The organism is Erwinia aphidicola (assembly GCF_014773485.1).
Taxonomy (GTDB): Bacteria; Pseudomonadota; Gammaproteobacteria; order Enterobacterales; family Enterobacteriaceae; genus Erwinia; species Erwinia aphidicola.
Map to the genome: position 1 here is coordinate 624,876 of NZ_JACXBP010000001.1, position 18,401 is coordinate 643,276.

An 18,401-nucleotide genomic window follows, 5' to 3' on the forward strand; every position below is an offset into this window, starting at 1 on the left:
GTCTGAGCTCCGCCTGAGCACGCCGCAACGGCAAAAGATGCTGCCTGCGCACCTCGCGACAGGGATGTATTGATGCCGGTGCCAGACTGCGCTACACCAAATCAGCAAACTCCGGCTATAGCGTTATGATTGGCAAGGCAGATAGTGTAGAATGCGCTTCCCTGAAAAAGCGGGTCGCGAAACAGCATGGCTGCCTGGGGTAGCAGGCTGATATTCGTGCGAATCTCCACTTTGATGGCACCATCTTACCAATTAATGACGCCTGGGAAGGCGACACAGAGGTAGCTCCATGAGCGACAAGAGCGAAAAGTTACAGAAAGTATTAGCACGCGCCGGGCACGGTTCCCGTCGTGAAATCGAAACCATGATCTCCGCCGGGCGCGTCAGCGTTGACGGCAAGCTGGCCACGCTGGGTGACCGCGTTGAGCCAAGCGCATCTATGAAAATCCGCATCGACGGTCACGTTGTGCCGGTCAGCGAATCCATCACTGAAGTCTGCCGCGTACTGGCTTATTACAAGCCGGAAGGCGAACTCTGCACGCGCAATGACCCGGAAGGGCGCCCGACGGTATTTGACCGTCTGCCAAAACTGCGCGGCGCGCGCTGGATTGCCGTTGGTCGTCTGGACGTTAACACCTGCGGTCTGCTGCTGTTCACCACCGACGGTGAGCTGGCTAACCGCCTGATGCACCCGAGCCGCGAAGTTGAGCGCGAATACGCCGTGCGCGTATTCGGCGCTGTCGACGACGATAAGATCAAACAGCTGAGCCGTGGTGTGCAGCTGGAAGATGGCCCGGCCGCGTTTAAAACGCTGAAGTTTACCGGTGGTGAAGGGATCAACCAGTGGTACAACGTTACGCTGACCGAAGGGCGTAACCGCGAAGTGCGCCGCCTGTGGGAAGCGGTTGGCGTGCAGGTCAGCCGTCTGATCCGCGTGCGTTACGGCGATATCGATCTGCCAAAAGGCCTGCCGCGCGGTGGCTGGACCGAGCTTGAGCTGGGTCCGACAAACTACCTGCGTGAGCTGGTGGGTCTGGATGCAGAAACCGTCAGCAAGGTCGCGGTGGAGAAAGATCGTCGTCGCACCAAGGCGAATCAGATCCGTCGCGCCGTTAAGCGCCATACTACGACGGCGAAAGCCAGCAAGCCAGGCAGCAATCGCCGCCCGACGAAGTCGTCTAAGCGCCAGCAGCAGGGCTAAACGACTGACAGGGGCCGGGCATCATGCCCGGCCCTTTTTTTTTCCTACCAGTCAATTCCCTGCTGTGCCTGGATCCCGGCATCAAACGCATGTTTAACCGGGCGCATTTCACTGACCGTGTCCGCCAGCGCCAAAATCTCCCGATGACATCCGCGACCGGTAATGATGACGCTTTGATGAGCAGGGCGCTGCTGCAGGGCGGCAATCACTTCTTCCAGCGGCAGGTAGTCAAAACTCACCATGTAGGTCAGCTCATCCAGCACCACCAGGTCGAGAGTCGGATCCTGCAACATGCGTTTGCCGTGCTGCCAGACGGCCAGGCAGGCGGCGGTGTCCGTTGCACGATTCTGCGTATCCCAGGTAAAGCCGGTCGCCATCACCTGAAACTCTACGCCGTGCGGTTCCAGCAGATTGCGCTCGCCGTTTGGCCATTCGCCCTTGATAAACTGAATCACCCCGACGCGCTTCTGGTGGCCAACCGCCCGGCTTGCGGTGCCGAATGCCGCCGTGGTTTTCCCTTTGCCGTTGCCGGTAAATACCATCAGAATGCCGCGTACTTCGGTAGCCGCAGCGATGCGCGCATCAACCTGATCCTTCAGTTTTTGCTGCCGCTGCTGGTGGCGATCTTCGGCCATTATTCTGCCGCCCCGGGCTTGCGCCCCGGCTGGGCATCAAAGCTGGTGCCGGTTTTACGTTTGCTGTCATCACCCATCAGCCACAGATAGAGTGGCATAATGTCGGCGGGAGTTTTCAGCTTATTGGCATCTTCCTGCGGGAAGGCACTGGCACGCATTTTGGTGCGCGTGCCGCCGGGATTAATGCAGTTAACGCGAAGCTGGCGTGGGTCATACTCTTCTGCCAGCACCTGCATCATGCCTTCGGTGGCGAATTTGGACACCGAGTACGCCCCCCAGCCGGCGCGGCCCTGGCGGCCCACGCTGGAAGTGGTGAACACCAGTGAAGCCCCCTCAGCTTTTAATAGCAGGGGCAGCAGCGCCTGCGTCAGGAAGAAGGTGCCGTCAATGTTGACGCGCATCACCTGCTGCCAGACAGCGGGATCCTGCTTATCCATCGGCACCACCTCACCGAGCACTCCGGCGTTGTGCAGCACGCCATCAAGTCGCGGCAGCTTTTCGGCAATAGCTTCTGCCAGCTGCTGGCAGCTTTGCGCCGTGGCGGTTTCCAGATCGAGGGTAAACCACAGTGCCGGAGCCTGACTGCGCTGGTTAACCTCGTCACAAACCTGTTGCAGTTTGTCCGCATTGCGCCCCAGCAGAACCAGCTGAGCGCCATAGCGAGCATACGTCAGCGCGGCTTCGCGGCCAATGCCGTCGCTGGCCCCGGTGACAAGAATAATACGGTTATTGAGCAGATCGCTTTTCGGTTGATAGTGCACAAAGAATTCCTCTGGCGATGGGGGGATTTCCGCAGGGCGGCTGATAGTATCGCCTGTTGTAAACCCTTGCGCGGACTGAATAAAGTGATTTATGCCTGAAAAAGTGGGTGAGTTCAATCAGCGCTTTAGCATATTCATGTGCTGTTACCGGGTTACAGGCGACTCAACGCGGGGACTCCGCTACACTAGAGCTATCTATAACATAATGTAAATTAAGGCGGATTGAGTGGATCTACTCTCTTATTATGGACTCTTCCTGGCAAAAACCGTCACCGTGGTGATTGCTATAGTGGCAATTGCGGTGGTGATCGCCAACCTTGCGCTGCGCAAACGCGCGCATAATGGCCAGCTCAAGCTCACTCAGCTGGGTGAGAAGTACAGTGATATGCAGGACGATATGCGCCTGGCGAAGATGAAGCCGCATCAGCAAAAACAGTGGCACAAAGAGCAGAAGAAAAAAGAGAAGCTGACGGCGAAAACGGCCAAACAGCAGGCGAAGCTGGGCCGCCCGGAAGAGAAAGCCAAATCCACGCTGTACGTGCTCGATTTTAAGGGCAGCATGGATGCCGGCGAAGTCTCTTCGCTGCGTGAAGAGGTTTCTGCGGTGATGGCGGTGGCAGCACCGGGTGACGAAGTCCTGCTGCGTCTTGAAAGCCCGGGCGGCGTAGTTCACGGTTATGGACTGGCTGCTTCACAGCTGCAGCGCCTGCGTGATAAGGGTATTCCGCTGACGGTAGCCGTGGACAAAGTCGCCGCCAGCGGCGGGTATATGATGGCCTGCGTGGCGGACCGTATCGTCGCCGCGCCATTTTCCATTATCGGTTCCATCGGCGTGGTGGCGCAGATCCCTAACTTCAACCGCCTGCTCAAGCGCAATGAAATTGACGTTGAGCTGCACACCGCCGGCGAGTTCAAGCGTACCCTGACGCTGTTTGGTGAAAACACCGAAGAAGGGCGTGAAAAATTCCGCGAAGACCTTAATGAAACCCACCTGCTGTTTAAACAGTTCGTGCATCAGATGCGCCCAACGCTGGATATCGACAGCGTGGCGACCGGGGAACACTGGTACGGCACCCAGGCGCTGGAGAAGGGACTGGTGGATGCGATTGGCACCAGTGACGATCTGATCATCGATCGGATAGAGAAACATCAGGTGATCGGCGTGCGCTATGCGCGGCGCAAAAGCATGATGGACCGCTTCACCAACAGCGCCACGCTGAGCGTTGAACGCCTGCTGCTGCGTATCTGGCAGCGCGGTGAAAAACCGCTGCTGTAACTGCCACGGTTCACCCTGCTTAACGCCCGCACCCGCGGGCGTTATTTTTCCAGCCGGTAGCGCGCCGAGAGATTCACCGCCAGCGCTTTATAGACGTTAAACACCGTGGTGCTCTTTGCCGTCGCCAGGCCCTGGTCATCAAGATAGTAGTTGCCGCGAAATACCAGGACGTCTCCCTTCTGCTCGACATCGTCAACGCTCAGGCCTGAGAAATAGTCTGGATGGTTGACGATCATTTCCCGGGCCAGCGCCAGCAGATGTTCACGATTGACGGCTTGCTGTTGTGACATGGTCCTTTTCCTTCTTTATATAGTCATTTTCTGGCCGCCATTGTACGCCAGCCCGTTAAATCCGCAATCTTTGTAGTGATATACAAAAGTGACTCTTTTTTCTTAGTTTTCTGGCGTAAATGGGGCATGGATGCTAATTAAGTTGCGTAACAGATTTTATCAGGTAGAGTGTGGGCGTTTCGGGTTCCGGGCGTAAAACAGACTTTACGCCTTGTTAGAGATTCGCTTAACAGGTAGTAAAAAGTACCGTTAATCAACGTGTTGTAACGTCAGATTTCGCACTGGAATCGATGAAAAAGTTGTTCGGGTTGAATTCATTTTCCCCAATAACCTTATCCTTAGTGCGCTGCGTAGCTTCAGGAATACGGCACAACTTACTCTCGGACGTTTTAATCAGGTAAAGGTAACTATGGGAAAAGCTCTCGTAATAGTTGAGTCCCCGGCAAAAGCCAAAACGATCAATAAATATCTCGGTAATGACTACGTGGTGAAATCCAGCGTGGGTCACATCCGTGATTTGCCGACAAGTGGATCAACAGTTAAAAAGAGCGCTGACTCTACAACCAGTAAAACCGGCAAGAAGGTCAAAAAAGACGAAAAGACTGCCCTCGTTAACCGTATGGGCGTCGATCCTTATCACGGCTGGGATGCGAATTATCAAATCCTGCCAGGTAAGGAAAAGGTCGTTGCTGAACTGAGAGCACTGGCCGAAAAAGCTGACCACATCTATCTCGCAACGGACCTTGACCGCGAAGGGGAGGCCATTGCATGGCACCTGCGGGAAGTGATCGGTGGCGATGAATCACGCTACAGCCGCGTGGTGTTTAACGAAATTACCAAAAACGCTATCCAGCAGGCATTTGAAAAGCCGGGTGAGCTGAATATTGACCGCGTCAATGCTCAGCAGGCACGCCGCTTCATGGACCGTGTGGTCGGTTATATGGTCTCCCCGCTGCTGTGGAAAAAAGTCGCACGCGGCCTTTCTGCGGGGCGCGTGCAGTCAGTCGCCGTTCGCCTGGTGGTTGAGCGTGAACGTGAGATCAAAGCGTTTGTCCCGGAAGAGTACTGGGATCTGAATGCTGACCTGACTACGCCGAAAGGCGTTGACCTGCCAATGCAGGTGACTCATCAGGCCGACAAACCGTTCCGCCCGGTTAATCGTGAGCAGACTTATGCTGCCGTTAGCCTGCTGGAAAAAGCCCGCTACGTGGTGGCCGATCGCGAAGACAAGCCAACCAGCAGTAAGCCAGGCGCACCTTTTATTACCTCTACGTTGCAGCAGGCGGCAAGTACCCGCCTTGGCTTCGGCGTGAAGAAAACCATGATGATGGCGCAGCGTCTGTATGAAGCGGGTCATATCACCTATATGCGTACTGACTCTACCAACCTGAGCCAGGATGCGGTGGGCATGGTGCGTGGCTACATTGAGGATGAATTTGGCGCGAAATACCTGCCGAAAGCCGCCAATGTTTACAGCAGTAAAGAGAACTCTCAGGAAGCGCACGAGGCCATCCGTCCTTCGGATGTCAAAGTGCAGTCTGAGCAGCTGAAAGATATGGAAACGGACGCGCAGAAGCTGTATCAGCTGATCTGGCGCCAGTTCGTGGCCTGTCAAATGATGCCAGCGCAGTACGACTCTACGACACTTACCGTAGAAGCAGGCGATTTCAAACTGAAGGCCAAAGGGCGCACGCTGCGCTTTGACGGCTGGACGCGAGTAATGCCGGCGCTGCGTAAAGGTGATGAAGATCGCGTACTGCCACCGGTTGAAGTAGGCAGCGAACTGAGCCTGCAGCAGTTGGTACCCAGCCAGCACTTCACTAAGCCACCGGCGCGTTTCAGCGAAGCTTCGCTGGTGCGTGAGCTGGAAAAACGCGGTATTGGTCGTCCTTCTACTTATGCTTCGATCATCTCAACGATTCAGGATCGTGGCTATGTGAAAGTGGAAAGCCGCCGCTTCTACGCTGAGAAAATGGGCGAGATCGTTACTGACCGTCTGGAAGAGAACTTCCGTGAGCTGATGAATTACGACTTCACCGCGCACATGGAAGACAATCTCGATAAAGTAGCGAACAACGAAGCGCAGTGGAAAGCCGTGCTGGACAAGTTCTTTGGCGAATTCAGCCAGCAGCTTGAGCAGGCAGAGAAAGACCCGGAAGAGGGCGGCATGCAGCCGAACCAGATGGTGTTGACCTCTATTGACTGCCCGACCTGTAGCCGTCAGATGGGTATCCGTACCGCCAGTACCGGGGTATTCCTCGGCTGTTCCGGCTACGCGCTACCGCCGAAAGAGCGCTGTAAGCAGACCATTAACCTGATCCCAGAGAATGAAGTACTGAATATTCTCGAAGGGGATGATGCGGAAACTAACGCGCTGCGCGCCCGCCGCCGCTGCCAGAAGTGTGGCACCGCGATGGACAGCTACCTGATCGACCCCTCGCGCAAGCTGCACGTCTGTGGTAACAACCCGGAATGTGACGGTTACGAGATCGAGCAGGGCGAGTTCCGTATTAAGGGGTACGACGGGCCAATCGTTGAGTGTGAAAAATGCGGCTCTGAAATGCACCTGAAAATGGGGCGCTTCGGCAAGTACATGGCCTGCACCAACGACGACTGTAAAAACACGCGTAAAATTCTGCGCAACGGCGAAGTGGCGCCACCGAAAGAAGATCCGGTGCCGTTACCTGAGCTGCCGTGTGAGAAGTCAGACGCTTACTTCGTGCTGCGTGACGGCGCTGCGGGCGTATTCCTTGCGGCGAATACCTTCCCTAAATCGCGTGAAACCCGCGCGCCGCAGGTTGAAGAGCTGCAACGCTTCCGTGACCGGCTGCCCGAAAAGCTGCGTTACCTGGCCGATGCTCCGGCAACGGATGCCGATGGCAACAAAGCCGTGGTACGCTTCAGCCGTAAAACTAAACAGCAGTATGTCAGCACCGAGAAAGACGGCAAAGCCACCGGCTGGTCCGCCTTTTATGTTGACGGTAAGTGGGAAGTGAGCGCGAAGAAATAATTTGTTGCTTCCCCCAGTGAGCGAGCCGCCTCGTGCGGTTCGCTCAGGCTTCATCTTCCTCACGCTTTCCCCTTCCGATGCTATACATATCCCACTTTTTTGATATAGTTGTTATAGATAACACCTTTCTTATTATCAATTTGCATTAGACCGTGAACCCGATCGCAGCGCGAGCTTGCTGACGGGGATTCGGCGCGTTGCTTCAAACCCTGGATGGAATGAAAAATGAAATTGCAGCAGCTGCGTTACATCGTTGAAGTGGTGAACCATAACCTCAACGTCTCTTCAACGGCCGAGGGCCTGTATACTTCACAGCCCGGCATCAGTAAGCAGGTGCGCATGCTGGAAGATGAGCTGGGCATCCAGATTTTCGCCCGCAGCGGTAAGCACCTGACTCAGGTTACGCCCGCCGGGCAGGAGATTATCCGCATCGCGCGTGAAGTCCTGTCAAAGGTTGATGCAATCAAATCCGTGGCGGGTGAGCATACCTGGCCTGATAAAGGCTCACTGTACGTGGCGACCACGCATACGCAGGCGCGCTATGCACTGCCAAACGTGATTAAAGGCTTTATCGAACGCTATCCGCGCGTCTCGCTGCATATGCATCAGGGCTCGCCAACGCAGATTGCTGAGGCCGTGTCGAAGGGAAATGCCGACTTTGCCATTGCCACTGAAGCTCTGCATCTTTACGACGATTTGATCATGCTGCCGTGCTATCACTGGAACCGTGCCATTGTCGTCACGCCTGACCATCCGCTGGCGGCGAAGAGCAAAGTGTCGATTGAAGAACTTGCAGAATATCCATTAGTCACCTACACCTTCGGTTTTACGGGCCGTTCAGAACTGGACACGGCGTTTAACCGTGCCGGGCTGACCCCACGGATTGTCTTTACTGCAACCGATGCTGACGTGATAAAAACCTATGTCCGGCTGGGACTGGGGGTAGGGGTAATTGCCAGTATGGCGGTGGACCCCGTATCCGACCCTGACCTGGTGAGAATTGAAGCGACCGACGTCTTTAGCTACAGCACCACCAAAATTGGCTTCCGCCGCAGCACCTTCCTGCGCAGCTATATGTATGACTTCATCCAGCGCTTTGCGCCGCATCTGACGCGTGATGTTGTTGATACTGCTGTAGGTTTACGCTCGAATGAAGATATTGAAGCGATGTTCAAAGACATCAAGCTGCCGGCAAAGTAGTAACCCACAATATTATTGATGATATACGTGGGCCGCTTGCGGCCCACTTTTTTTATGATTGGTGCCACCGATTACTGCAAACGTTAACCCCATTTCATTATTTTTTCGTAAATGAAACATGTATCACATGTTCCTTCATTGTTATTTCTTAAATGAGAAACAGTACACACTTTTCATTGTCGCTCTTTGCGCCAGGATAGGATGATTCTCATACTCTAGTTAAAAGGAGTGGAGATCGCCTGTGGCCTGAGGCGTGCTAAATTTATCTCTAATTTAGGCTGGACCTAATAGAGGGGCCAATGAAACCAGTTTGGGTTAAGGGGTAATTATTCCCCTTAAGTTAATTTAGCGTTTTTAATTAATCTTTTTGATGCTTGATAAATCCTGTTAATCGTTTTGTTCAATAAAAATTACTGGATTTTGCAACACAGAATGTTTAGGATTCATCCTAATTTCTGATTGGTTCAAACAATCGTTTTAATGAGAGTGATTATCAAAAACTATGGCTACTAGATTATCTGTACAACCCGACTTCGGGGACAAAACCATCAAGGTTGAGCGTAACAGCAATCTGAAACGCAAAGCCTGGCTCACGGTATTCGCTGCTTCCTCATTGTTCTGGGTTGTGGTTGCTTTATCTGTCTGGCGTATTTGGGGGTAACAATGCAACTTGGACTGCACGATCGTAAAGCACAGCAGGTACGTAAAACCGAGCGTTTTTGCAAAGGCAAAAATGACACTCAGGATTCGATTCCAGCATCATGGAATCTGAATGAACTGCAGCGTAATTTTATTGAGTCAATGTTCGAAGACAAGAAAGCAAAATAAGTCACGACGTGACTATTTCCCAGGCAACCTTGCCGGGCAATATTATTAAAACAGATTCATTTAATCTTAAGACCGAACCACTGGTCAGGGCTTCTTGACGCCCAATTCTGATGGTAACGCCATCATTTAACGGTGAAATCCTTGTGGTAGATGCCGAGGGTTTAATGCGGTACGTTTTGGCCAGCAGTGGCCTGAGAGAGAATATGATGAATTTAACCCAAATTACCTGGTTCAGCACCTGGACATTTTCAGCCCTGTTCTGGACTAGCGCGTTATGGCTTGCAATGGTGATGCGCTAATCGCGCATTTAATTAAAAGCTTAGCGTAATAAACAATAACGCCCTGCTGACCTGTACAGCGGGGCGTTTTGTTTTTTAATTTTCATTTTGTTTCAGCTGTTGTCAATTAGTGTTGTTATCAAAACGTTGCTGCCGAGTTGTGCTATGTTTAATCAAACCTTGCAATCACTAAGGTTATGATTATTCGAGCGCACGAATGGAGGAGCAATGTCGACATTAAGCCAAATCAGTCAAGACACGCTGGAAGTCAACGATCAGCGCTACCATTTCTACAACCTCACGAAAGCACAATCAGAGCTGGGCGACATCAGCCGCTTACCCAAATCAATGAAAGTCCTGCTGGAGAACTTGCTGCGCTATCAGGATGGCGATTCCGTCACGGCGGAGGACATCAGCGCACTTGCCGGCTGGCTTAAAGACGCCCATGCCGACCGGGAAATAGCCTATCGCCCGGCACGGGTTTTAATGCAGGACTTTACTGGAGTGCCGGCGGTGGTCGATCTTGCGGCCATGCGCGAGGCGGTTAAGCGTCTCGGCGGTGATGTTGCCAAAGTCAATCCACTGTCGCCCGTCGATCTGGTCATCGACCACTCCGTCACCGTGGACCACTTTGGCGACGACGACGCGTTTGAAGAGAACGTGCGCCTGGAGATGGAGCGCAACCACGAGCGCTACGTGTTCCTGCGCTGGGGGCAGAAAGCCTTTAACCGCTTCAGCGTGGTGCCTCCAGGTACCGGTATCTGTCACCAGGTAAACCTTGAGTATCTCGGCCAGGCCGTCTGGCACGAAGAACAAAATGGCCGCCAGGTCGCTTACCCCGACACGCTGGTTGGCACTGACTCGCACACCACGATGATCAATGCGCTCGGCGTACTGGGTTGGGGCGTTGGCGGCATTGAAGCCGAAGCGGCGATGCTCGGCCAGCCGGTGTCGATGCTGATCCCGGATGTGGTGGGCTTCAAATTAACCGGCAAGCTGAAAGCGGGGATCACCGCCACCGACCTGGTGTTAACCGTTACGCAGATGCTGCGCAAGCACGGGGTGGTTGGTAAGTTCGTGGAGTTCTATGGCGACGGGCTGGATGACCTGCCGCTGGCCGACCGTGCGACCATTGCCAATATGGCGCCAGAATATGGCGCAACCTGCGGCTTCTTCCCGGTCGATGACATCACCCTCAGTTATATGACGTTGACCGGGCGCAGCAGCCAGCAGATTGCGCTGGTCGAGGCCTACGCGAAAGCGCAGGGGCTCTGGCGTAATAGCGGGGACGAACCGGTGTTCACCAGCAGCCTGTCGCTGGATATGGGCGTGGTTGAGTCCAGCCTCGCCGGACCGAAGCGCCCGCAGGACCGTGTGGCCCTTGGCGATGTGCCTGCTGCCTTCCGCGCCAGTAATGAACTGGAAGTGAATCGCGCGCAGAAAGATCATAAAGCCATTACTTACCGCGACAGCCACAGCGGGCAAGAATATCAACTGGAAGACGGTGCGGTGGTCATCGCTGCTATCACTTCCTGTACCAATACGTCAAACCCTAGCGTGCTGATGGCCGCCGGCCTGCTGGCGAAAAAAGCCGTGTCGCTTGGGCTGAAACCAAAACCGTGGGTTAAGGGTTCACTGGCACCAGGCTCCAAAGTGGTGTCTGACTATCTGGCCAGCGCGGGGCTGACGCCCTATCTCGATAAGCTTGGCTTTAACCTGGTCGGCTATGGCTGTACCACCTGCATCGGTAACTCGGGTCCGCTACCTGCAGAGATTGAGAGCGCGATTAAGCAGGGCGATCTCACCGTGGGCGCCGTGCTGTCCGGCAACCGTAATTTTGAAGGGCGCATTCATCCGTTTGTGAAAACTAACTGGCTGGCTTCACCTCCGCTGGTTGTCGCCTATGCGTTGGCGGGCAACATGACCCTGAATCTGCACAGCGATCCTATCGGCGCAGACACCACCGGCAAACCCGTGTATCTGAAAGATATCTGGCCGTCGCCGGAAGAGATTGCCGAAGCGGTACAGTTAGTTTCGACCGATATGTTCCACAAAGAGTATGCCGAAGTCTTCGAAGGCACCCCGGAGTGGCAGCAGATCAAAGTCAGTGAGGCGGCGACCTATGACTGGGATGAGGGCTCTACTTATATTCGTCTCTCGCCGTTCTTTGATGACATGGGCAAAGAGCCGAAGCCGGTGCAGGATATTCACGGCGCGCGCGTACTGGCAATGCTGGGAGACTCGGTGACCACTGACCATATTTCGCCTGCGGGCAGCATCAAGGCGGACAGCCCTGCCGGGCGCTACCTGCTGGAGCATGGCGTGGAGCGCACGGACTTTAACTCCTACGGTTCGCGCCGTGGTAATCACGAAGTCATGATGCGCGGAACCTTCGCCAATATTCGCATTCGCAATGAAATGGTGCCGGGCGTGGAAGGGGGCATGACCCGCTTTATCCCGGGTAATGAGCAGATGGCGATTTATGATGCCGCTATGCGCTATCAACAGCAGGGTACGCCACTGGCGGTGATTGCGGGTAAAGAGTACGGCTCCGGTTCCAGCCGCGACTGGGCAGCGAAAGGCCCGCGTTTGCAGGGCGTGCGCGTAGTCATTGCTGAGTCGTTCGAACGTATCCACCGCTCGAATCTGATTGGTATGGGTATTCTACCGCTGGAGTTCCCGCAGGGCGTAACCCGCAAGACGCTGAAGTTGACCGGGGATGAACTGATCGATGTCCACGACCTCAACCAACTGCAGCCGGGAGGGAGCGTCAAAGTGACCTTAACCGGCGTGGATGGGGCTAAGGAAGTGCTGGAGATGCGCTGTCGTATTGATACCGGTAATGAGCTGACCTATTACCAGAATGACGGCATTCTGCACTATGTGATCAGGAATATGCTGGATTAGCGCGAGTCAGAAGAGAGAGCGGGCCAGGACAGGCCCGCTTTTTTTTGCACTTATTTAGATAACAAATGGCCCATTTTGGCGGCTTTGGTATCCAGATAGTGGGCATTTTTTGGGTTGCGCCCGACGATCAGCGGAACGCGCTCGACGATGTTGATCCCGGCTTCACTGAGGATCTCCACCTTGCGCGGATTGTTGGTCAACAGGCGAACTTCTTCCACGCCCAGCAGCTTAAACATATCGGCGCACGGGGTGAAGTCACGCTCATCAGCGGCAAAGCCGAGCTGGTGGTTAGCTTCAACCGTGTCGTAGCCTTTATCCTGTAGCGCATAAGCGCGGATCTTGTTCAGCAACCCGATATTGCGGCCTTCCTGACGATGGTAAAGCAGAATGCCGCGGCCAAGTTCGGCAATCTGCGCCATTGCGGCTTCCAGCTGGAAACCACAGTCACAGCGCAGGCTGAACAGGGCATCGCCAGTCAGGCATTCAGAATGAACGCGGGCCAGCACCGGTTTGTTATCAGATATATCGCCATAAACCAGGGCAACGTGGTCATGACCGGTTGCCAGTTCTTCAAAACCGACCATGAGGAAATCTCCCCATGGCGTGGGCAGATTGGCTTCTGCCACCCGTTTAAGCTGCATGTGACTCTCCAGAAACTTCAGGTAGTACGCTATCATCAGATAGCGCTTTGTCAGTCGCCTGACGCAAACAATCCCTCTATTTTGCCACAACACAGGCCGGGGCGGTTAACACGTTAGAGCGATTGTTGTAATACAGCACAAATATCATAAGTACTATCCTTATGTTATTATTTTTTAAGATAATCTTATTACATTGTTGTCAATCAGAGATGCGTAAAAGGAACAAGAATGGCTGATATCGTTAAACGCACCACCCTCGGCGCACTGCTGTTACTGATTATGCCGCTTGGCGTGATGCTATCTGGCTGGCAGTGGCAGCCGGGCGAAATGGGAATAGGCCATCTGGTTCTGTTTTGGTTCACCGAAACGGTCACCAGCCCGTGGGGCACGCTGACCAGCGCGGTTTTGTGCATTTGGTTTCTCTGGTGCCTGCGTTTCCGCCTTAAACCTGCCATATTTTTATTAGCGATAATCATTGGCACGCTGCTGGCTGGTCAGTACACCAAAAGCGTGATTAAAGAGGGGGTGCAGGAGCCGCGCCCTTATGTGCTGTGGCTGGAAAAGACCCACAACATCAATGAACGGCAGTTCTATGAGCAGAAGCGTACGCAGCGCAGTGAGATGGTGCGCAGTGCGGTGGCGAACGATCCCCAGCTGCCCGAATGGCTGAAAAAGCACTGGGCGTTTGAAACCGGATTTGCGTTCCCTTCGGGTCACAGCATGTTCGCCGCCAGCTGGGCGCTGCTTGGCGTCGGGCTGCTATGGCCGCGTCGCCGCACCGTGACGATTGTTATCCTGATGGGGTGGGCGGTGACGGTGATGGGCAGCCGCCTGCTTCTCGGAATGCACTGGCCAATTGATCTCATCACCGCCACGCTGATTAGCTGGCTGTTTATCACTCTGGCAACCTGGCTGGCCCAGCGTTTCTGCGGCCCGCTCACCGTGCCGCCGCAGGAGCAGCAGGAAATAAGCGCGCGTGAAACCGAAGCGGATGGATTGTAAAGAGGGCATTTGACCCCATATCTTACTTTTCGCCGGCGCCGTGGCGAAGGAGAGTCAGGGCGCTGTTTCATGTTCTGCCGCGGTTTGCACTCATCAATGCAAGCATCAGGACGATTTTTTTGGCATAATTCATCTGCTTAACTCCGGCATATGGGACGAACTGTGAAATATTTGCTCATTTTTTTAGTGGTTCTGGCGATTTTCGTCATTTCGGTCACGCTTGGCACCCACAACAATCAGGTGGTGACCTTTAACTACCTGCTGGCACAGGGCGAATTCCGCATTTCAACGCTGCTGGCATCGCTGTTTGCGGTCGGTTTTCTGCTGGGCTGGGCGATCTGTGGGCTGTTCTGGCTGCGCGTGCGGGTTTCGCTGGCGCATGCTCAGCGTAAACTCAAACGAATTCAGCAGCAGCTAAGTACGGCTGAAAGCAACGTGACCTCGTCACAGCATCCTGCCGTCAAGGAATAACACTTTATGTTAGAGCTGCTCTTTCTGTTACTTCCCATCGCCGCCGCTTATGGCTGGTACATGGGGCGCAGAAGCGTGCAACAGGATAAGCAACAGGAGGCCAGCCGCCTGTCACGTGATTATGTCACTGGGGTGAACTTCCTGCTTTCTAACCAGCAGGACAAGGCCGTTGACCTGTTCCTCGATATGCTTAAAGAGGACAGCGGCACGGTTGAAGCACACCTGACCCTCGGTAACCTTTTCCGTTCGCGTGGCGAAGTCGACCGCGCCATTCGCATCCACCAGGCACTGATGGAAAGTGCTTCTCTGACCTACGATCAGCGTCTGCTGGCAATTCAACAGTTGGGCCGTGACTATATGGCTGCCGGTTTTTACGACCGGGCGGAGCAGATGTTTGGTCAGCTGATCGATGAAACTGATTTTCGCGTGAGCGCACTGCAGCAGCTGCTGGTGATCCATCAGGCAACCAGCGACTGGCCTAATGCGATTGAGGTCGCTGAGCGGCTGGTGAAGTTGGGTAAGGATCGCCTGCGGATGGAAATCGCCCATTTCTACTGTGAGCTTGCGCTTCAGGCAATGGGCAGTGATGACCTTGACCGTGCGATGAACCTGCTGAAAAAAGGGGACTCTGCCGATCGCAACAGCGCCCGCGTCTCGATCATGATGGGGCGCATTCATATGGCGAAAGGCGAGTATGCTAAAGCGGTAGCGCACCTGCAGCGTGTTATCGAGCAGGATAAAGAGCTGGTCAGCGAGACGCTGGAAATGCTTGAAAGCTGTTACCAACACCTGGAACAACCGCAGGCGTGGGCCGACTACCTTCGTCGCTGCGTCGAAGAGAATACCGGAGCGTCAGCCGAGCTTTACCTTGCTGGCATCCTCGATCGGGAAGAGGGCGCGGAAGCCGCGCAGACCTACATCACTCGTCAGCTTCAGCGCCATCCAACCATGCGGGTGTTCCATCGCCTGATGGACTTTAATTTGCAGGAGGCCGAAGATGGCCGCGCGAAAGAGAGCCTGATGGTACTGCGTGAGATGGTGGGCGAACAGATCCGCACCAAGCCACGCTATCGCTGCCATAAATGCGGGTTTACCGCCCATGCGCTTTACTGGCACTGCCCATCCTGCCGCGCCTGGTCATCGGTCAAACCCATCCGCGGCCTCGACGGCCAATAACCTTCTGTTTTTATTAGCTATCACCCTTTTTATTGTAGGGGCTGACCTTCTTTTCCGGTCAGCCCGTAAAAGATTCTAAGCATTATTAGTTACAACATACTAAGGTGTTTAATTTAATAGCGGTTCCAGCCGCACCCGTACTCTCCTGTGCTTAACAGGGAAGGATAATTGTCAGCGTAAACTGTGAATTTCCCTGCGCTATAGGTAGAATGCTCCCCGTTTATCGTTTGCGCCGTGCGGTGCACCAATTAAAGAGGGTATATCCATGCTTTCACCTCAGGTTACCGGCTCACCGATTGTGGTCGCGTTAGATTATGCCGATCTCAATCGCGCAATGGCGTTTGTTGACCAGATTGAGCCCGGCAGCTGCCGCTTAAAAGTCGGCAAAGAGATGTTTACCCTGTTTGGTCCGCAGCTGGTGCGCGATCTCCAGCAGCGCGGGTTCGAGGTGTTTCTCGACCTCAAATTCCACGATATCCCCAACACTACCGCGCATGCCGTTGCCGCCGCAGCCGATCTCGGCGTATGGATGGTAAACGTGCACGCCAGCGGCGGGGCGCGGATGATGAACGCCGCGCGTGAAGCGCTGCTGCCAATGGGGAAAGATGCGCCGCTGCTGATTGCCGTAACCGTATTGACCAGCATGGATGCTGATGACCTGCGCGGCCTGGGCATTGAGCTGTCGCCGGCAGAGCAGGCTGAGCGTCTGGCGCGCCTGACCCACCAGTGTGGTCTGGACGGCGTGGTCTGTTCGGCTCAGGAAGCCAGCCACTTCAAGCAGGTTATCGGACAGCAGTTCCGTCTGGTGACGCCTGGCATTCGCCCGGCAGGCAGCGATGCTGGCGATCAGCGCCGTATCATGACGCCCCAGCAGGCTGTGCAGGCTGGCGTCGACTATATGGTGATCGGTCGCCCGATTACCCAGTCCAGCGACCCGGCGGCGACGCTGCGTAACATTCTCAGCGAACTGCAGGGGGCATAATGGCCGATGATAACAGCCGCCTGGTTTACTCCACGGAGAGCGGGCGCATCGATGAGCCGAAAGCGGTGGTGCAGCGGCCAAAAGGCGACGGCATCGTGCGAATCCAGCGTCAGACCAGCGGCCGTAAGGGCAAAGGCGTCTGTCTCATCAGCGGAATTGACCTTGATGATGCGGAGCTGACAAAGCTGGCTGCCGAGCTGAAAAAGAGATGCGGCTGCGGCGGTGCGCTAAAGGATGGCATTATTGAGATCCAGGGGGACAAGCGCGATCTGTTGAAAACCCTGCTGGAAGGCAAAGGTTTTAAGGTCAAGCTGGCTGGCGGTTAATCGTTCGCTGCGCTGAAAAGAAAAGAAGGCCGCGATAAATCGCGGCCTTCTGCATGTAGATGTGCGTGCGGAGCCAATTTCTTATAGTTAGTCGACCTGATGGCCGATAATCCCACCAACGGCAGCGCCGCCTACGGTGCCGAGACCACTACCGTTGGTCAAAATTGACCCACCAATTGCACCGGCACCTGCACCGATGGCCGTATTACGATCGCGTTTCGACCAGTTTGAACAGGCGCTCAGGGAAAGAACTAACGTTGCTGCCAGTACGGCGGCGGTGATGCGTTTTGCATTGATTGACATTATGACTACTCCTTAGTTACAGCGTCAGAAATACCTCTCAAGTATAGAAGAGGGTTGGTACACAAGGCGCTTTTACTGGTGATTTATGTCACTGTTCAGGTAAATAGCGCTTAAAAATAGAACAATTTATCGTGCCATCCACCCGGCAGATGAAGATGAATCAAACCTTTAGGTCTCTAACTATCACCTGCGGCCAGAACAGATAAGCTAATTCTAGATATTGCTGAATATATTTACAGGTAAAAAATCTTAATTCCTACCAGACCTGGCTGTTATTGCTGCCGCAAATCGCAGTGAACAGCCGGAATCTGCCACTTATCCAGCAAATGCTTCCATACCCGCTTTGCCTCCTGCCGCTGACAATAAGTCAGATATCAACACGGAGATAACAGCATGCTGGAACAACTAAAGCAGCAGGTACTCGAGGCAAATCTGGCGCTGCCGCGTTATGGTCTGGTGACCTTTACCTGGGGCAACGTGAGCGCGATTGACCGCACGCAGGGCTTAATGGTGATTAAGCCTTCCGGGGTGAGCTACGAGGCGATGCAGCGTGACGATATGGTGGTGGTTGATGTGGCCAGCGGCGAAGTGATCGAAGGGAGTAAGCGCCCGTCGTCAGATACTGACACTCACCGTGCCCTCTATCTTGCCTGGCCGCAGATTGGCGGTATCGTTCACACCCATTCGCGTCACGCCACTATCTGGGCGCAGGCGGGGAGAGATCTCCCCGCATGGGGGACGACTCACGCCGATGATTTTTACGGCGCCATCCCTTGTACGCGCCAGATGCGCGCCGAAGAGATCGCCGAGCGCTATGAGTGGCAAACCGGGCAGGTCATTATTGAAACGCTGCAGCAACGCAATATCGATCCTCTGGCGATCCCTGCAGTGCTGGTCAACTCGCATGGCCCGTTTGCCTGGGGGAACAGCGCTGAAGCTGCGGTACACAGCGCCGTAGTACTGGAAGAAGTCGCCTACATGGGGATCTTTAGCCAGCAACTTACGCCGGAGTTGCCTGCGGTACAGCAGGTATTACTAGATAAACACTACCTGCGAAAACATGGAAAAAACGCGTACTACGGACAAGAGTAGTTAGCCCGTATCTCCGCCCGGT

At 54.5% G+C, this 18,401-nt stretch carries 18 protein-coding genes; 13 read left to right on the forward strand and 5 right to left on the reverse strand.

The annotated features are described in order from the left end of the window. Nucleotides 1-289: 289 nt before the first annotated feature. A complete protein-coding gene (rluB, locus tag ID864_RS02980) occupies nt 290-1,201 on the forward strand; it encodes a 23S rRNA pseudouridine(2605) synthase RluB (RefSeq protein ID WP_048915952.1) in 912 nt (303 codons plus the stop codon). A gap of 44 nt (nt 1,202-1,245) precedes the next feature. Here the strand turns inward: rluB and cobO are convergent, their stop codons facing one another. Then, complete coding sequence (cobO, locus tag ID864_RS02985; RefSeq protein WP_099754614.1) at nt 1,246-1,836, reverse strand: cob(I)yrinic acid a,c-diamide adenosyltransferase; 591 nt, start codon at nt 1,834-1,836, stop codon at nt 1,246-1,248. Next, nucleotides 1,836-2,597 carry a YciK family oxidoreductase gene (locus ID864_RS02990; RefSeq protein ID WP_191149372.1) on the reverse strand — a complete coding sequence of 254 codons (762 nt, stop codon included), beginning with the start codon at nt 2,595-2,597 and terminating at the stop codon, nt 1,836-1,838. Before ID864_RS02990 ends, cobO begins: the two co-directional genes overlap by 1 nt. 226 nt (nt 2,598-2,823) lie before the next feature. On the opposite strand from ID864_RS02990, the gene sohB reads away from it, so the two are divergent. Next, nucleotides 2,824-3,873 (forward strand): protease SohB, encoded by a 1,050-nt coding sequence (gene sohB / locus ID864_RS02995; protein ID WP_187496828.1) that lies wholly within the window; start codon nt 2,824-2,826, stop codon nt 3,871-3,873. Between the two features lie 41 nt (nt 3,874-3,914). On the opposite strand, the gene ID864_RS03000 is transcribed toward sohB, so the two are convergent. Beyond that, complete coding sequence (locus ID864_RS03000; protein ID WP_191149373.1) at nt 3,915-4,163, reverse strand: DUF2498 family protein; 249 nt, start codon at nt 4,161-4,163, stop codon at nt 3,915-3,917. A gap of 409 nt (nt 4,164-4,572) precedes the next feature. Here ID864_RS03000 and topA point away from each other — a divergent pair, with 409 nt between their 5' ends. The 5 genes from topA (at nt 4,573) to acnA (ending at nt 12,386) form a co-directional block, all read left to right on the forward strand. Continuing rightward, nucleotides 4,573-7,173 carry a type I DNA topoisomerase gene (gene topA / locus ID864_RS03005; RefSeq protein ID WP_191149374.1) on the forward strand — a complete coding sequence of 867 codons (2,601 nt, stop codon included), beginning with the start codon at nt 4,573-4,575 and terminating at the stop codon, nt 7,171-7,173. 225 nt (nt 7,174-7,398) lie between these two features. Then, the gene (cysB, locus tag ID864_RS03010; protein ID WP_048915959.1) at nt 7,399-8,373 is read left to right on the forward strand and encodes an HTH-type transcriptional regulator CysB; all 975 of its coding nucleotides are present in this window, start codon (nt 7,399-7,401) and stop codon (nt 8,371-8,373) included. Between the two features lie 502 nt (nt 8,374-8,875). Continuing rightward, nucleotides 8,876-9,034, forward strand: a complete 159-nt coding sequence (locus ID864_RS03015) for a YmiA family putative membrane protein (RefSeq protein ID WP_099754619.1) — start codon at nt 8,876-8,878, stop codon at nt 9,032-9,034. Between the two features lie 2 nt (nt 9,035-9,036). After that, the gene (locus tag ID864_RS03020; protein ID WP_099754620.1) at nt 9,037-9,201 is read left to right on the forward strand and encodes an AraC family transcriptional regulator; all 165 of its coding nucleotides are present in this window, start codon (nt 9,037-9,039) and stop codon (nt 9,199-9,201) included. 506 nt (nt 9,202-9,707) lie between these two features. Next, on the forward strand, nt 9,708-12,386 hold the full coding sequence (gene acnA, locus ID864_RS03025) for an aconitate hydratase AcnA (RefSeq protein ID WP_191149375.1): 2,679 nt from the start codon (nt 9,708-9,710) through the stop codon (nt 12,384-12,386). Nucleotides 12,387-12,436: 50 nt separating this feature from the next. Here acnA and ribA read toward each other — a convergent pair whose 3' ends face one another. Beyond that, the gene (ribA, locus tag ID864_RS03030; RefSeq protein WP_048915961.1) at nt 12,437-13,027 is read right to left on the reverse strand and encodes a GTP cyclohydrolase II; all 591 of its coding nucleotides are present in this window, start codon (nt 13,025-13,027) and stop codon (nt 12,437-12,439) included. A gap of 228 nt (nt 13,028-13,255) precedes the next feature. Between ribA and pgpB the strand changes: the two genes are divergently transcribed. The 5 genes from pgpB to yciH all read left to right on the forward strand — a co-directional run bounded on the left by pgpB (nt 13,256) and on the right by yciH (nt 16,984). Beyond that, the gene (pgpB, locus tag ID864_RS03035) at nt 13,256-14,029 is read left to right on the forward strand and encodes a phosphatidylglycerophosphatase B (RefSeq protein ID WP_191149376.1); all 774 of its coding nucleotides are present in this window, start codon (nt 13,256-13,258) and stop codon (nt 14,027-14,029) included. 162 nt (nt 14,030-14,191) lie between these two features. After that, nucleotides 14,192-14,500, forward strand: coding sequence for a LapA family protein (locus tag ID864_RS03040; RefSeq protein WP_048915963.1), 309 nt, complete (start codon nt 14,192-14,194; stop codon nt 14,498-14,500). 6 nt (nt 14,501-14,506) lie between these two features. Next, on the forward strand, nt 14,507-15,676 hold the full coding sequence (gene lapB, locus ID864_RS03045) for a lipopolysaccharide assembly protein LapB (RefSeq protein WP_048915964.1): 1,170 nt from the start codon (nt 14,507-14,509) through the stop codon (nt 15,674-15,676). Nucleotides 15,677-15,941: 265 nt separating this feature from the next. Then, nucleotides 15,942-16,658 (forward strand): orotidine-5'-phosphate decarboxylase, encoded by a 717-nt coding sequence (gene pyrF, locus ID864_RS03050; protein ID WP_048915965.1) that lies wholly within the window; start codon nt 15,942-15,944, stop codon nt 16,656-16,658. Then, the gene (yciH, locus tag ID864_RS03055) at nt 16,658-16,984 is read left to right on the forward strand and encodes a stress response translation initiation inhibitor YciH (RefSeq protein ID WP_048915966.1); all 327 of its coding nucleotides are present in this window, start codon (nt 16,658-16,660) and stop codon (nt 16,982-16,984) included. The genes pyrF and yciH overlap by 1 nt, the downstream gene beginning before the upstream one ends. A gap of 87 nt (nt 16,985-17,071) precedes the next feature. On the opposite strand, the gene osmB is transcribed toward yciH, so the two are convergent. Beyond that, nucleotides 17,072-17,287, reverse strand: a complete 216-nt coding sequence (gene osmB, locus ID864_RS03060; RefSeq protein WP_048915967.1) for an osmotically-inducible lipoprotein OsmB — start codon at nt 17,285-17,287, stop codon at nt 17,072-17,074. A gap of 393 nt (nt 17,288-17,680) precedes the next feature. Between osmB and araD the strand changes: the two genes are divergently transcribed. Continuing rightward, nucleotides 17,681-18,379, forward strand: coding sequence for an L-ribulose-5-phosphate 4-epimerase (gene araD / locus ID864_RS03065; RefSeq protein ID WP_062818249.1), 699 nt, complete (start codon nt 17,681-17,683; stop codon nt 18,377-18,379). Nucleotides 18,380-18,401 lie beyond the last annotated feature (22 nt).